The organism is Halobacillus ihumii, assembly GCF_902726645.1.
Taxonomy (GTDB): domain Bacteria; phylum Bacillota; class Bacilli; order Bacillales; family Halobacillaceae; genus Halobacillus_A; species Halobacillus_A ihumii.
Genome location: NZ_CACVAO010000001.1, coordinates 3,151,215 through 3,167,168 on the forward strand (window position 1 = coordinate 3,151,215; position 15,954 = coordinate 3,167,168).

Here is a 15,954-nt window from a genome sequence, read left to right on the forward strand (position 1 = left end):
TTTTAATTTGCGTTGTTGCAAAAAGTAATGATTACAATTTAGAGGCAGTGCGATTCATGAACTGATTTTTCAAGAGAAGGAGGAGTTACAATGGGGAAATACGCTAGTCTTATTTTGATACTTACATTATTGTTGTCTGCATGTGGAAATGAAACATCCCCAGAAGATTCATCAGACAAACAGTTAGAAATTTATACGACTGTATATCCGTTAAAGTTTTTTACACAGCAAATTGCTGGTGATTTAGCAGAGGTATCGACCATCTTGCCACCAGGAACAGACCCTCATACTTATGAACCCACCACAAAAGAGATGATAAAAATAGCCGAAGCGGATGCTTTTATTTATAATGGAGCGGGTCTTGAGTCCTATGCGAAAACAATCGCGGATACAGTAAAGCCCGAAGGAGTGCAAATTCTAGAAGCGTCGAAAGGAATCAAACTTGAAGAGCATGTTCACGACCATGGGGAGAATTCCAATTCGAAAGAAAAAGATACACATGCTGAAGAAGAGCATTCTCATGAAGAAGAAAAGGAACGTTCACATGCAGGCGAAGGGCATGGAGGGCATACACATGGGAATCAAGACCCTCATATTTGGCTTGACCCCATTCGTTCGATTCAATTAGCTGAACATATTAAAAACACGCTCATTTCTATACAACCTGAATCTAAGGAGCAATTTACTGAAAATTTCAATCAACTGAAAAATAAATTGGTTGAATTGGATCAGCAATTTCACAAACAGTTAGAAAGCAAGCCTAAGGATAAAATTATCGTTTCCCATGCTGCTTATGGGTACTGGGAGCATGCGTACGGAATTGAACAAGTGGCTGTCTCAGGTTTAACCCCAACTAGTGAGCCATCGCAAAAAGAACTAGAAGAAATTATTGAAACAGCTGAGGAGTTTCAGTTGGATTATGTATTATTTGAACAAAATGTTACACCTAAAGTAGCCAAAGTTGTTCAAAATGAAATTGGGGCAGCACCATTGCGTATTCATAACCTCTCGGTGTTAACCGAAGAAGATATTCAAGCGAATGAAGACTACTTTAGTCTAATGAAACAAAACTTGGAAGTGCTCTCTAAAGCCTTGTCGAAATAACAAAAAAGCCTGGCACAAGTGTGTTTTTTATCAAATGGTAATCCGAACTAGGTAGAAACGATCGGTGCATTGTAAACCGCTACGAAGATATACTTCGCTTTCCGCGGGCGGCTGTTAAGCCTCCTTGTGCTGGCGCACTTCGGGGTCTCACCTAGGCCTTTCCTCCCACTGGAGTCTACGTATATCTTCTTCGCTAACAGCACATAATTCGTACTTTTGCTTAAGAAGTTTAATATGTCCCAATTTTTTAAGCTTGTAGAGAAATACCCTGATTTCTTCTCTACAAGTTTTATACACGTATAAGCGATGACCACCCGCTTTCCGCGGCCAGTAGCGTAGTGTGGTCGTTGAAAGCGAAGTGTGTATCAACGGGTGGAGATAGATGGCAACTGTCTATGTGAATACAGCTAAACCAAAAAATAGGCTCTTCAGACTGCCTCGACAACCTGAAGCTGCGTACCGTCAGTAGTATGCAGCTTTTTTCAATGGAAACTATGTCAGGTTCTAAGGGGCTGAACCTGTGGGTTTCGTTTTGAAGCAGTTGAAATAAATACGAGTATGAGTAATGCAACAATAATATAAAAGAATGATAATCCAGGAAAAAGATCGATAACAATCCCTGACAGAAATGGTCCTGCAATACTTCCAAGGCTAAAGGCCATGCCGCACATAATATTGCCTGCGGGAAGTAATTCCTTTGGAAGCAAATCTGTCATATAGGATATTCCCAGTGAGAATAAAGAGCCTACAAAGAGTCCGCCTAAAGCAAAGGTTACGAATAACCATAGCGTAGAATGTTCAAAGAAGGCGGCGAATAGGAAGGCCACGATTCCACCCGCTACTACTGAAAGGATGACTTTTTTTCTGCCGATTTTGTCACTTAAGGTTCCGAGTGGTATTTGCGATAATAAACTCGCCGCTGCAAATGATGGAATGATAAAAGACAAAGTGTTAACATCATGGCCGATTCGCATCCCATAGACAGGGAAAATACCATGTAGAGTGGCTTCAAGAAATCCGTATGTCATAGGAGGGAGGAAAGCTACCCACCCAAGCTTAAGCGCCCGGCTGAAACGTCTTATTGAACTTGTACTGTAGACAGTTGTTTCGTTATGGTCAGGCATCTCATTTCGTACAAACCACATGGTACTCCAAACGATCAAACTTAAAAGAGCCGATACTAGAAACGGTATGTAAAGGCTGATCGACAGTAAGTTAGTCATTAAGGGCCCGAGAGTAAACCCTACGCTGAAAAACAAACCGTAGTAGGCAATACTTCTGCCGCGGGATTCATGTGCAGCTGAGGCGGTAATCCATGTTTGTGTACCAAAATGAAGCACTTGGTCGCCGATTCCAACAAGCATACGTAGAGCAAACCAAAACCATAAAGCCTGCCAAAATGGAAACAAGGCGAGCGAAATAAAGACTAGGGCTCCCCCTATCATAATGACGGGTTTATATCCTAGTTTCTGAAGGGGCTTCTCCATAAAAGGGGAAGAGATTAAAATTCCGATATATAATCCGGTAGCGTGAAGTCCGTTAATCGACGAAGAGACACCGTTTTGCTCTAAAATCACCGCTAATAACGGTAACAGCATACCTTGAGAGAAACCGGAAATTGTCACAAGTCCAATGAGAATCCAAAATCTTGATCGTACTGAAACCATAACACCCTCCCCCTTCTGTATTAAATCATCCATATTATCGTAAACGAAATGAACTTCAGTCGGCAAGGATATTATTACGTAGATGAGGTTATTTACTTGCCTAAAACGGTTATTATATATATAAAGAGGAAGACACTTTGCAGAAAGGGGAAGAGTACAATGGAATTTTATATTAAAGATGAGGGTGTTCGAACATCTTTTGATTACGGTGAACTTGACATCTCCAGCGATGAAATGAGTGGTTTCCGTCCGTTTCAGTTGATGGTTGCCTCGATTGCCGGATGCAGTTTGAGTGTGTACCGTAAAATTTTGGACAAGCAAAGAATTAATTATGAAGACATTACGGTTCAGGCAAAGGTTGAACGGAATACGGAAGCAGCCAACCGGATAGAGAAAGTCAGCCTGCGTTTTGTTGTTAAAGGGTATCATTTAAATCAAGACAAACTGCTAAAGAATTTAGAAGTTTCCCGTAATAATTGTTCCATGGTTCAATCTGTAAAGGATAGTATCGAAATAGAGGAATCTCTTGAGTGTATTCAGCTCAGCAGGTAAAATAAAGGAGCCTATCCTGAAATAAGCAGGATGAGCTTCTTTTTTTTGGATTATGAACCTGATCAGAATACATGAAAAGGTTCTGAATATGGGGTGAGAAGATGAAAGCTTTTCTAGTGAAAACACTTTTTTACATATTGGGTTTAATTATTATTTCACTCGGCATTACCTTAACCATTAAAGCGGATCTCGGAGCGGGAGCATGGGATGCGATGAATGTGGGGCTCACCGAAATAATTGGCTTTACAGTAGGGAATTGGGTCATCATTATCGGCTCCATTTTGATTGGTACTAATGCTTTAATTGCAAGGGAACGTCCCGACATATTAGCGGTTATTACCATTTTAATCATCGGGAAGATGATTGATTTTTGGCTGGTCACAGGCTTGGTACATGTCTCTATAACCGGGTTTTTGACTCAGTTGGTCTTTCTGATTTTAGGGATAGTTATACTTGCGATCGGTGTTTCGCTGTATTTACAACCAAACTATTCGCTCAATCCAATTGATGGTTTTATGGTAGCCTTACAGAAACGGTTTAGTTTATCGCTTACTGTCGCAAAAACGTTAACAGAAGGTTTTGCTCTGATCCTTGCCCTGTTCTTCGGAGGACCTATCGGGCTTGGGACTGTAATCATTCTCGTACTAATTGGTCCAATGATCCAGTTCTTTGATCCAAAAGCAGAACGTGTGATGAACAAATTGATTGCTTAAAAGAGAATAGTTCAGGACCATTTTTCACAAGCTATAGAAAAATGAAAGGTGGTCAGAACCAGGATGAGATTCAAGTGGCTAGGACTTATTGTTCTTATTGGCTTCATCTCTTTAGTTTCATCACAGGGTACACTTGCCAAGGAAAAAGAACAGAACAAAAATTCAACCATCCCTAATCACGTCTTAAATATTTCAAAGGATAATACCTATCCTAACTCAACAGAAGATCAGGAAATATTAGAAGCTGAAGAATTAACAGATGAACTGATGGAAGAGTCGGATGTACGCATTACGAACCCACAGTTGATCGAAATGCTAAATGAAACAACCCTTAAACCTTCCCCGTTTGCCTTAGGTTACAGAGCGGAGATTTTTTTAGGACGATGGCCGTTAGCTTATAAATCAACAGAATCCAATATTAATTGGGAGTATCAGCAGATTAATGTTAATGAACTCGATAATCATGGAGGCAGTCAACCAGCCAAAATGAGCTACGAGCAAAAGGAAGAAAAGCATGTGAAAGGCGGACTAACATCCAAGATCAGCCATAGTGATCAAATTATGAAGTTGATTTTATTAGAGGCACAAAAGAACTCGAAGCTTCCTCTTTCGTTCCACACGGTTATAGGTGCGGGAACGAAGCAGCAGAACACATACTCTGTGCCCGTGAACAAAACAGGGGTGCTTCAAGCGTATGCCCCCGCTATCAATGAAAAAGGGGAAGTCACTTTTGGTGATGTTTACATCAAGTTAAAAGGCTCGAAGACAACCTTAGAAATTAAAAATGTTACCAGACAAGGGATAGGAGCCTGGATTCCAATTCAGGATCATGTCAGTTTCTCTTTTGAATTAAAATAAAGCCTTACTCCTCTTTAGAGGAATAAGACTGAACTTGAACGCGCTGCTCCGCCATGGCAATGTTATGATCAAACATTGTCTCGGCAATGATACGGCGCGTTTCTTTTGATGCGGTCCAATAGACCAGGTCTTCCACAACACCTGTTATCGTATATTGATAACCATGGTATTGGTCATTGAGTGAATACATTCCATAAACTTTAAAGGGTTCAATAGGCTTTTTCGCTAAATCCTTTTTCAGAAACATGCCTACTTCATCATTTAATCGTACACATGCTGCTTCTAAAGCCGTAAACACTTTTCTAGGGTCTTCAAGAAAGTTCGTGGTTACATGTTCGATGACACGCATGTATTCAATATTATAATTCTCAATGGTTTTAATCTGGCCATTGCTGATCGTAAGGAGTTTTCCGCTCCATTCTCTAATTTTCAGGAAACGAAGCCCGACATCTTCAACGATACCGTGGTGCGTGTTATTCAGTGTAATATAATCCCCTTTAAGCAACTGTTTTTCATACAAAAGGAATATCCCTGCAAAAAAGTCTTTAATAAGGCTCTGAGCGCCAAAGCCGATAATGATCCCGATGATTCCGGCACCGGCTAGAATTTTTCCGATATCAATCCAAGTAGATAACACGATAATAATAAAGGCGATCAGGGCTCCATAACTGACGATCGAGTTGACCATGGCTTCGAGAGTTTTCTCTTTTCTTTCTTCTATAAATGAAGTTCTCTTAAAAAATGATCTAATCACTTTACGAATAATCATGACAGCAACAAACAAAATGATCGCACTGGCAAGAATTTGAACCGTATTATTATATTCAAACAGGTCTATGATAAAGCTTCCGAATTGTTCCACGTGAAATGCCTCCTGATTAAGCTTATGCAAGGGATGATTCGCTGTATAGCTATAGGACCCATGAGACCAGAAAGTCATCATGGACTTACGTTATTATACCATGTATATCGTGTTGGTCGTATGGACACACTTCCTGCTTTGTACTATGATAGGCAAGGCGGCTTAAAAACAAACGTTGAAAGGGTATGAGCGAATGTCCCAGCAAGAAAAACTATCCGACCTTAAAACGCGGCTATCAGCTTTTATGAATCGTGTTGATCAAATGGATCCTAATGAAACCTCCGTTGAAGATATTGATGAACTGATCAAAATGCTTGAGGATCTTGAACGAAAAATGTAAATAATCGATCTGACTCTCACAAAATTGTGAGGGTTGATTTTTTGGCCATAATACTTTATCATGATAAATCGCTAATGCAAGAAAGTATAAAGAGATCATACATCTGAGAGAGGAGCGACCATGATGGCGTCAGCTGTTATTGTATCCGTACTTGTGCTGACTATTTTAAGTTTAGCTCGAGTGAATGTTATTATAGCGATTCTTGCAGCGAGTCTTACAGCAGGAATCATGAATGGAGAAACGTTAATAAGTTCTTTAGAACTGTTAGTTAGCGGAATGGGGGATCAGGCGAGGGTTGCATTAAGTTACATCCTGCTTGGTGCTTTTGCCGTAGCCATAAGCCATTCAGGAATCACCAGTATGTTTGTTGGCTATTTGCTAAAAATATTAAAAGACAAACGGACCATTACTGTTCTAATTATCGCGGGGGTAGCAAGCTTATCACAAAATGTGATACCTGTTCATATTGCTTTTATACCTATTCTAATCCCTCCGCTGCTTCACATGTTCGATCGCATGCAAATAGACAGGCGGGCAGTAGCTTCTGCGCTGACCTTTGGACTCAAAGCACCTTATATCATGATTCCAATCGGCTTTGGTTATATATTTCATGAAACGATTCAACAAGCCATGGCATCAAATGGTGTTTCTATTACCATAAATACGATTGCCAAGTCCCTGTTTATACCAGGTCTTGGGATGATTGCAGGGTTACTGTTTGCGGTGTTTGTTACGTATCGAAAGAGAAAAGAGCCTTCCCAAGCGGAGAATTTTGATGAGGAACCGAGTTCACTGCTGAGAAATTTCACACCAGAGCGTTTCAACAAAAAGCACGGGTTTACGATCATTGCCATCCTCGTAACTTTGGTTATACAAGCCTATTGGAAAGATCTTATTCTGGCTGCACTAGCCGGGTTGACACTCATGTTTATCTTTAAGGTTGTACCGTTTAAAAAAGGTGATCGAATTGTTAATGATGGAATTGCAATGATGGGGACGATCGCTTTCGTCATGCTAGTAGCGGCAGGCTATGCCAATGTTCTGACAAAAACCCAATCGGTTTCTGCATTGGTTGATGCAAGCTCTGGGTATTTAGGCGACAGCAAAGCATTGATTGCTTTTGTATTATTGCTTGTAGGATTAGTTGTGACCATTGGAATAGGATCATCTTTTGCCACGGTTCCCATTCTGGCTGCATTGTTTGTTCCTATTTGTGTTAGTGCAGGATTTTCAGCTATGGCTATTGCTGCGCTGATTGGCACAGCGGGAGCCCTTGGGGATGCCGGATCACCAGCTTCAGACAGTACGCTTGGTCCGACTTCAGGATTAAATGCCGATGGGAAACATAATCACATATGGGATACATGTGTGCCGACTTTCCTTCACTATAACATTCCGTTATTTATTTTCGGATTGGCGGCTGCATTAATACTTTAAGAAGAAATAAGTGGATAAACATTCGATATTTCCTTATATATTTTTCTCTATCCTATCACATACTAAGTAAAAAGTGAGTGGTAGTTATGTGGCGACAAATGTTTGCGTTGTGTATTGCTTTTACTTTACTTATTCTCCCAATAACAGCGTTCGCTGAGGGATGGGGTTATAAGAAAAGCAGTGAGGGGAAAGAACCCGAAGTAGGGAAATACGGCCCTTTGGTGGAGAAATACAATGGGTTTTATGTAGATCATTCTGGTGAAAAAGTGGTTTATTTAACCTTTGATAATGGTTATGAACAGGGTTATACAGGGAAAGTACTTGATATTTTGAAAAAACAACAGGTCCCTGCTGCTTTTTTTGTGACAGGTCATTATATTAAGAGTGCTCCCAAGCTCGTTAAAAGAATGGAAGAAGAAGGACACATTATCGGTAACCATTCATGGAGCCACCCTGACTTCACTAATTTATCGAAGCAGGAAATGAAAAAAGAACTTGAAAAAGTGGAAAAAGCCGTACAAGATCTGACAGATCAAGAATCCATGACATATGTACGTCCTCCACAAGGAAAGTTTAATGAACAAACTTTAAAATGGGCAAGGGAGCTAGGCTACGTTCACGCTTTTTGGTCGCTTGCTTTTGTTGATTGGCAGACGGACCATCAGAAGGGATGGGAATATGCCTATCAGAGTGTTATCAAGCAAATCCATCCGGGAGCCGTTATATTGTTGCATACCGTGTCAAAAGATAACGCAGATGCCTTGGATGAATTGATTATTCAGTTAAGAAAAAGAGGATATCATTTTGGGAGCTTAAATGAATTAATGATGAAAAAGCTTCTACCTTTTCCAATAGTTCATTTATAGGATGTGAAAAGACCTGGCATTATTACTAGCCAGGTCTTTTTTTATATATTGGATTGGTGTAAACTTACAAAAAAAAGGATAATACATAATGAAAGTCGAATGCAATAAAGAGGAGCAGGCTAGGTCCTCTTTTTTAGTTTTGTAGAGGAGGGCTTAGAATGTGGGAAGTAGAAATGGAAGCTGCAGGGATATATGATTTTGACTATGCTTTGCAAAGATGGTCTATGGACCCATTAACGCATTTAAATGTAAGTGAAAAGTGGGTCGATATTCCTGTCCGTATGAAGGATGATTCCACCGTTGTTCGAGTGACCAGCTTAGGAACAACTGAACGCCCTTTGTTTAAGATTCAAGGAAATAGTAAAAAGAATAAGGAGAGCCTTCTTGCTCATGTAGTTCATCTCTTTCAATGGAAGCGTAGTTTGGAAGAGGTTCAGGAGCACTTTGCTCATACAAATTTAGGTGACTTATTTGCGTGTTACCCCGGCACCCCGATTGTTAAGGATTTTAATTTATACGATTGTTTAATGAAAGTGATTATACATCAGCAGCTGAATATGAAATTTGCTTATACACTAAGCACAAGATTTGTCGAACAATTCGGGTATAAGAAGGATGACGTGTGGTTTTATCCTGATCCAGAAGTTGTGGCCTGTTTGGACTACGGGCAGCTTAGAGAACTGCAGTTTAGCCAGAGGAAAGCAGAATATATCATAGATACATCACGTTTAATTACGGAAGGCCGTTTAAATTTAGACGAACTTGCTGACAAACCAAACGAGGAGGTTATGGCTGAACTTGTAAAGATACGGGGGATCGGGCCATGGACGGCGGAAAATTGGCTGATGTTTGGAGTTGGCAGAAATAATTTGTTTCCTAAAGCTGACATTGGTATCCAAAAAGCTCTACAGCGTTATTTTAAGTTAGATAAACGCCCAGACTTTGAACAAATGAATGGACTAAGTGCTGACTGGGAGCCCTTTAAAAGTTACGCTTCCCTGACTCTTTGGAGAAGTATAGAAGGTTGAATAAGCATTTTTTAAGTCATATTTTATCAGTTCTGCTCGTATGATGGTAAAAAGCTACTCGTCCTTATTTTTTCCAAACGAAATGCTGGGATGATATTCAAAATTTAATATCAATGCGTTATAATAAAACCCATGTTGGAAAATATGGATGGTAAAGGAAAGAGGTCTTAATATTGGTGACTAGAGAGAGGTATTCTGACCATGTTCATAGCGGAGAAGTGTTGGACATTCTAGAAGCTAGCGGTACTCCGGCATGTCTCATCAATGTCCATTACCAGTCTGTTACATTCAATGATGAAATGCGTAAAATGCTGCAGCTTGACCAAGTTTATCTATCTTTTTGCGAATGGTTGTCTTTGATCCGCACTTCAAATCGTCCGGAAATCCATCAATTAATTCATCAGACTCCTAAAGAAAAGGAGCAGAGTCTTTCAATTCATCTAAAGATTTCAAACGACTATCATATGTTTATGTGCAAGATGGTCAATTTAAAAAATGACCAAAAAGTGCTTATTTTTTCAAATGCACAATCAACTGTAAACGGCTCACTGCCTTATAAAAGGGATGAAGACCCGTTACCCTCTAATTATTCTTATTTACACTCAAATACTTCTGCAAACCAATCAATGCCGGCTATTCATAATTTAGATTTGATTACGGATTCATTTACCGATCATAAAACATCATCCAAAGAAGAATTGTTTACACAAGTAGCCGACCACTTCCCGCACGGGTTAGCCATGATCAATAACTATTGGGAAGTCATTTATGCAAATGATAAAATGGAGCAGTTAACAGGTCTTTCTTACCATGAGAATTCTCAGAAGAAACTTTGGGATGTGATCTCTGTAGAGGAGTATGCCAGCTTCTTTCAGCGTTGTCTGAGGGCTATGGATACTCAGGAGATGATAGAACTCGAAGGAGATATGCGCGACCAGACTGTAAAAATGACGATTTTACCTACAGCTCAAGGTTTGACACTAATCGGACAAGATATTACTTTAAATAAACAGCAGCTTCAAGCATTACAAGCGTCTGAGAAAAGGTTTTCGATTTTAGCCAATAATATTAATGACGTTTTTTGGATCTGTGATTTTGATTTTCAAAAGGTTCATTATATCAGCCCTGCTTTTAATGAAATGTTTGGTATGAAAAGAAGAGAACTCTTATCAGGCTGGTCTTCCCTGAAGAATTTGATCCATATGAATGATTACAATAAAGTGTCCAGTGCTTTCTCTATAATGAAGCAGCAAAAACATCATGTGGAGTATCGAATAACGACCAGAAGCGGGGAAGAAAAGTGGATTCGAACACAAGGGTTTCCTGTCATCAATGAAGGCGCAGAATATGTCATTGGAACACATCAGGATATTACGAAGTTCAAAGAAATGGCCCAGCTTAAAGAGAAATCACAGCAACTATCAACGATTACTCAAATGGCCGCTGGGGTGGCACATGAAATCAAGAATCCATTGACAGCTATAAAAGGGTTTCTGCAAATTGGTGCAGCTAATCCGGATTTACGGGACAATTATTATGAAATTATCCTGGATGAAGTGAACCGTATTGAATCGATTGTCCAGGATTTTATGATGCTTTCTAAACCGAAGTCTTCCATTCAATTAGAAGAAATTGATATTGAAGATGTTGTCTCATATGTTCTGCGATTGTTAGATCCTGAAGCAACCAACAAAAATATTAATTTAACTTTTACTTGTAACATTGTAGAGAATTCTTTTCAATCAGAACCTAAAAGGCTGAAGCAGATATTGCTGAACATCATTAGTAATGCAATTGATGCGACTGACAAGGACGGTAATGTCGAAGTCTCTGCCTATACAAGAGAAGATGATTTGATTCTGTCTATTATTGACGACGGACAGGGATTAAGTGATCAAGATCTGGCTAAACTTGGAGAACCTTTCTTTACTACGAAAGAAAAGGGAACGGGATTAGGCGTCATGGTAACCAAAAAGATGGTTAATGATTTAAATGGTATGATTGCTTATAAAAGCGAACTGGATCAAGGGACTTCCGTCACCATCAGTTTGCCATATGATCTTTAATTTATAAGAATCCGCTGCGGTTTTGGCAGCGGGTTCTTTTTCATGCCCATTAGATAGTAAATTCAGAAAATATATATTACTTACTGGAGATACATCCTCATAATTAAGCCTTAAGAACTATGAACTCAATTGTAATGTTAAGAAAAATTAGGCAATAAACGCTTACATTAAAAAACTTTATTTTTTTAAAGCAAAGCTGTTTACAAACTTCCAAAAGCCTTCTATAATCCCGATTGTACTAAAAAATAATCGACAGAATCAGACGTTATTGTGTAAGGGAGGGCTTTTGCATGATGAAAAAATTACTTTCCTTCTTACTCATAAATATTGGGTCTTTAGGAGTAGCTGTAAATGTTCATTTCTTTCTTTCGCCAAACGATTTAGCCACCGGAGGAGTAAGTGGATTATCTATTGTTTTAAGCAATGTATTTCCTGATCTTTCCTTGGGATTGATTATGCTTATGCTGAACGTGGTCTTATTTATTATAGGTTTTATATTTCTGGGATTTCAGTTCGGGGCTAAGACTATCTATGCAAGCTTTGCTCTCTCCTTTATGGTATGGGGACTTGAAGCGCTATTTCCTATGAGCCAGCCATTAAGTGATGATTTACTAATCCAGCTTATTATAGGACAAATCATTGCCGCTTCTGGGATGGCCATTGTATTTCATCAAGGGGCTTCCACAGGAGGGACCGATATCTTTGCAATGATCTTAAATAAATATTTCTCAATCGAGGTTGGAAAAGGAGTCCTTTTCTCTGACCTTGCTATTGCTGTTTCTTCCATCTTTGTATTTGGGCCAGCGATTGGTATGTACGCCTTCTTTGGAGTGATCCTTAATGGGTTAGTAATTGATTACGCGCTGCAGCAGTTTAATCACAATAAAGAAATTGTCATCATCAGCCGGGAAAGTGAACAAGTTCGTCATTTTATTGTGCATAATCTGGGGCGTGGAGCGACGATCCATTATGCCAGAGGCGCATTCAATCAGGAAGATAAAGAAGTTATCACCACTATCATGAACAGAAAAGACTATACACGACTTAAAAAGTATATGACCGCTATCGATAATAAAGCTTTTATTACCGTCCATTCTATGAATGAAATTATGGGACAAAACTTTAAACGCTTAGCTTGAACCAGCGTATAGCAGGCCACTGGAAAAGTTTTTTTCTGGTGGCTTTTTTTATACGAAATCATCTCATTTTAAAATTTTGAAAATTTTGATATACTTAAATAGATCAAAATGAATAGGTACTCATAATCAAAGGAGGAGTCATAGTGGACCAAGCTCAGCTGATTGCACCAGAACAATATAACATCGTAATGGAAATGGAAAAGTATGCTAAGGATTCTGATCGAAAAGCTTTATTATGGCTGAATGAAACAGGTGACCGTGAAGAAATTACATATGACGGGTTAATAAAAAATGCAAACAAAATTGGAAACGCTTTCCTTGAAGCTGGTTTAAAAAAGGGAGATAAAGTGCTAGTCATGATCCCAAGGCTGATCTCTGCATATCAAGTATATGTGGCCGCCTTAAAAGTGGGGATCGTTGTCATTCCTAGTTCTGAAATGCTCCGCTCTAAGGATCTGACTTACCGAATCTCTCATGGGGAAGTCACAGCAGTTGTTAGTCACCATGCTTTTACTGATCAGTTTAATGAAGTGAAGGAAATGAAGCATGTGAAGGCATTTACTAGTGGTGGATCCAAAGAAGGCTGGTTAAGTCTTGATGACTTAATGGAGGAGCAATCTGATTCATTGGAAATGGCTGATACCCATCGAGATGACATGGCATTCCTCTCTTATACTTCTGGGACCACAGGAAATCCAAAAGGAGTCGTACATACCCATGGATGGGGATTCGCCCATTTAAAGACGGCCGCCTATAAATGGTTGGCGATCGAAGATGGAGATACAGTATGGGCTACGGCAGGACCAGGCTGGCAAAAGTGGATCTGGAGTCCTTTTCTTTCGGTCTTAGGAACAGGGGCAAAGGGGCTTGTTTATCAAGGTAAATTCGATCCGAAGACATATCTGGGTTTACTTGATCAACATCAAGTCAATGTCTTGTGCTGTACACCAACTGAATATCGATTAATGGCCAAGGTTGATAATTTACAGGAATACAGCCTCAAGCACTTACATAGTGCTGTTTCAGCCGGAGAACCGTTAAATCGAGAAGTAATCGATACATTCAATCGTTACTTTGACGTAACGGTTCGTGATGGCTATGGTCAGACTGAAAACACATTACTTGTTGGAATTATGAAGGATATGGAAGTGCGGCCTGGTTCCATGGGACGTCCTACACCTGGAAATCATGTTGATATCATCGATGAGGAAGGCGATCCGGTTGAGGCAGGTGAAGTTGGGGATATTGCTGTTCGTTTAGATACCCCTGCTTTATTTAAGGAGTATTATAAAGACAGTGAACGCACTAAGCTGGCCCAAAGGGGTAATTATTATGTAACCGGGGACCAAGCTAAAAAAGATGAAGATGGATACTTTTGGTTTGAAGGAAGAAGTGATGATATTATTATCAGTTCCGGTTATACGATAGGGCCATTTGAAGTAGAAGATGCATTAGTCAAACATGCCGCCGTGCAGGAATGCGCAGTGGTTTCCAGTCCGGATGAAGTTCGTGGAAGTGTGGTAAAAGCTTTTATTGTGCTGCAAGATGGATATGAAGGAACAGAAACGCTTATTAAAGAACTTCAGAATCACGTGAAAGAATTAACGGCTCCTTATAAGTATCCTAGAAAAGTCGAGTTCATTACTGAGCTGCCAAAGACAACATCAGGTAAAATCAGACGAATTGAATTAAGAAAACAAGAACAGCCCAATTGATCCGGTATGGTTTTTAAAAAATTCAGTAAGAGCAAAGACCTGAGATAAACTTCTCAGGTCTTTGCTTTTTTAGGGATGATTCGGATGGTGTTCTCATGAAAAAATGAAACGAAAGACACGGGTTATTCGTATACCTTACAGGGTGAACCAGTAATAGGAATGTAATGCACTTTTTGCCAATTCAATTACCTATTAATTGTGTGAGTGCGTAACGACAGGGGTGTAAGGATGCGAAAGAAAATAAATTATTCTATAATAGCGATAATTTTAGTCATAATTACGGTTATCTATATAAATCATACATATTTTTTTAACCCTTTGGCCTTCAATCAAGATAAAATTACGCCGCATGCGTGGAGCGACTATCAACGTCCTTTAATTCTTAAATTATATCGGTTTGATGAGAAGAGGGAAATTTTCACCATCAAAGAAGAGGGAGAAATCCGGGAATTTTTGAAGGCGTTAAAGAAAAGTAATGAAATGGATCAGAAAGTAAGCGGCAGCGGAACACCAATTGGAGGGCTTACACTATCAACGGGGGATGCTAAACTGCTTAATATTTTATTTTATAATGATTATTGGGTGATTCTGAAGCAGGACCGATCCGCTTTTGAGATGACAAATTCTTTGAAACAGCTCTTTCAAAGTTACTAGGCAGGCGCTTCTATCAAATGCTTCTGCCTGATTAATGTACATCTTTTCAGGGAATCTGCTATACTTGTCGATGTTAGAATTAGGTGTTTTGTGAGGTGAATTAAGGTGAGTAAGACGTTTACGCATATTTTTAATTCTATACTAGGTATCCTCATCCTTATTGAGGGCGGCGTCTATATTTTTTTAAATACTAAAGATGGAACCATTCATTTACAAAGTATTATTGTAACGGTGCTGTTATTATTGGCTTGGGCATTATCTTATCGGAAACAATTAACAAGTAAGGAGTACAACAGGTGGCTTATTGTCACCATCATTATTACGATCCCGATAATTTTTCCTTGGTTATTCTTTATTTAGAAAACTTAAACCAGCCAATAGCAAAGACCGGCTATTGAAATCAAGAGGCCTGCACTTAAGTACAAATAACCGAACAAACGATGTTTCTTTTCATCGCTATTTGTTTCGACTGTCCCTGCGAAAACGAGGAACAGGATAATTAAGATGAGCAGAACAATTTCGACATCCTTCCATTCAGATGGTTTGAACAACAACCAACAAGCGACAGGCCATGCCGTGTATGAGGGGATATACAAAGGTGAAAAGAACCTGTCCCAATTTTGAAATAAACTCATCGCATCCAGCCTCCTTTCTCATGGTCTAGGCAGCGAATAAAAAATGACTGTCGTGATAAACTAAGCGAGCACAAACGTAATCCTTGATGGGTTACGTTTTTTATTATCTCTTTATTTGTTGCGAACAGTATTTGAATAAAGAATATCAACGATGTGAGAATCTTGTCGATTATTGTGTTAATCTTTTGGGGAAGAGGGTATAACTATATCATACTGCTTCTAAAGTCATAGTCTTTGTTCTTTTTATTACAGGTGTGCTCCCATCCCCTTGACACATTTTCTTCAAAGTTTTTCCCTCTCTACAATATCACTATGGTG

The 15,954-nt window shown here is 39.3% G+C and carries 16 protein-coding genes; 13 read left to right on the forward strand and 3 right to left on the reverse strand.

The features are described 5' to 3' along the window. Positions 1–90 precede the first annotated feature (90 nt). A complete protein-coding gene (locus G6R08_RS15640; protein WP_163529179.1) occupies positions 91–1,104 on the forward strand; it encodes a metal ABC transporter solute-binding protein, Zn/Mn family in 1,014 nt (337 codons plus the stop codon). Positions 1,105–1,601: 497 nt separating this feature from the next. On the opposite strand, the gene G6R08_RS15645 is transcribed toward G6R08_RS15640, so the two are convergent. Next, the gene (locus tag G6R08_RS15645; protein ID WP_275897959.1) at positions 1,602–3,029 is read right to left on the reverse strand and encodes an MFS transporter; all 1,428 of its coding nucleotides are present in this window, start codon (positions 3,027–3,029) and stop codon (positions 1,602–1,604) included. Between G6R08_RS15645 and G6R08_RS15650 the strand changes: the two genes are divergently transcribed. The 3 genes from G6R08_RS15650 (at position 2,931) to G6R08_RS15660 (ending at position 4,894) form a co-directional block, all read left to right on the forward strand. Next, positions 2,931–3,323 carry an OsmC family protein gene (locus tag G6R08_RS15650; protein WP_079526503.1) on the forward strand — a complete coding sequence of 131 codons (393 nt, stop codon included), beginning with the start codon at positions 2,931–2,933 and terminating at the stop codon, positions 3,321–3,323. The genes G6R08_RS15645 and G6R08_RS15650 overlap by 99 nt on opposite strands. A 101-nt stretch (positions 3,324–3,424) precedes the next feature. Further along, positions 3,425–4,036, forward strand: a complete 612-nt coding sequence (locus G6R08_RS15655; RefSeq protein ID WP_163529181.1) for a YczE/YyaS/YitT family protein — start codon at positions 3,425–3,427, stop codon at positions 4,034–4,036. A gap of 63 nt (positions 4,037–4,099) precedes the next feature. Continuing rightward, entirely contained in the window at positions 4,100–4,894 is a 795-nt protein-coding gene (locus tag G6R08_RS15660) for a YfkD famly protein (RefSeq protein WP_163529183.1), read from the forward strand. A gap of 4 nt (positions 4,895–4,898) precedes the next feature. On the opposite strand, the gene G6R08_RS15665 is transcribed toward G6R08_RS15660, so the two are convergent. Continuing rightward, the gene (locus G6R08_RS15665; protein WP_240339746.1) at positions 4,899–5,756 is read right to left on the reverse strand and encodes a mechanosensitive ion channel family protein; all 858 of its coding nucleotides are present in this window, start codon (positions 5,754–5,756) and stop codon (positions 4,899–4,901) included. 193 nt (positions 5,757–5,949) lie between these two features. On the opposite strand from G6R08_RS15665, the gene G6R08_RS21995 reads away from it, so the two are divergent. The 9 genes from G6R08_RS21995 to G6R08_RS15705 all read left to right on the forward strand — a co-directional run bounded on the left by G6R08_RS21995 (position 5,950) and on the right by G6R08_RS15705 (position 15,361). Further along, positions 5,950–6,096: an SE1561 family protein gene (locus tag G6R08_RS21995; protein ID WP_205439431.1), complete on the forward strand. Its 147-nt coding sequence runs from the start codon at positions 5,950–5,952 to the stop codon at positions 6,094–6,096. Positions 6,097–6,219: 123 nt separating this feature from the next. Beyond that, entirely contained in the window at positions 6,220–7,533 is a 1,314-nt protein-coding gene (locus G6R08_RS15670) for a Na+/H+ antiporter family protein (protein WP_163531355.1), read from the forward strand. Between the two features lie 86 nt (positions 7,534–7,619). After that, the gene (gene pdaA, locus G6R08_RS15675) at positions 7,620–8,399 is read left to right on the forward strand and encodes a delta-lactam-biosynthetic de-N-acetylase (protein WP_163529185.1); all 780 of its coding nucleotides are present in this window, start codon (positions 7,620–7,622) and stop codon (positions 8,397–8,399) included. A 158-nt stretch (positions 8,400–8,557) separates the two neighbouring features. Then, positions 8,558–9,427, forward strand: coding sequence for a DNA-3-methyladenine glycosylase family protein (locus tag G6R08_RS15680; protein WP_163529186.1), 870 nt, complete (start codon positions 8,558–8,560; stop codon positions 9,425–9,427). Between the two features lie 176 nt (positions 9,428–9,603). After that, on the forward strand, positions 9,604–11,493 hold the full coding sequence (locus G6R08_RS15685; protein WP_163531356.1) for an ATP-binding protein: 1,890 nt from the start codon (positions 9,604–9,606) through the stop codon (positions 11,491–11,493). A gap of 290 nt (positions 11,494–11,783) precedes the next feature. Then, a complete protein-coding gene (locus G6R08_RS15690) occupies positions 11,784–12,632 on the forward strand; it encodes a YitT family protein (RefSeq protein ID WP_163529188.1) in 849 nt (282 codons plus the stop codon). A gap of 143 nt (positions 12,633–12,775) precedes the next feature. After that, complete coding sequence (gene mbcS, locus G6R08_RS15695) at positions 12,776–14,347, forward strand: acyl-CoA synthetase MbcS (protein WP_163529190.1); 1,572 nt, start codon at positions 12,776–12,778, stop codon at positions 14,345–14,347. Positions 14,348–14,575: 228 nt separating this feature from the next. Further along, positions 14,576–15,001, forward strand: coding sequence for a hypothetical protein (locus tag G6R08_RS15700; RefSeq protein WP_163529191.1), 426 nt, complete (start codon positions 14,576–14,578; stop codon positions 14,999–15,001). 105 nt (positions 15,002–15,106) lie between these two features. Further along, on the forward strand, positions 15,107–15,361 hold the full coding sequence (locus tag G6R08_RS15705; RefSeq protein ID WP_163529193.1) for a hypothetical protein: 255 nt from the start codon (positions 15,107–15,109) through the stop codon (positions 15,359–15,361). Between the two features lie 5 nt (positions 15,362–15,366). Here G6R08_RS15705 and G6R08_RS15710 read toward each other — a convergent pair whose 3' ends face one another. Beyond that, a complete protein-coding gene (locus tag G6R08_RS15710; RefSeq protein WP_163529195.1) occupies positions 15,367–15,636 on the reverse strand; it encodes a hypothetical protein in 270 nt (89 codons plus the stop codon). Between the last annotated feature and the right edge of the window lie 318 nt (positions 15,637–15,954).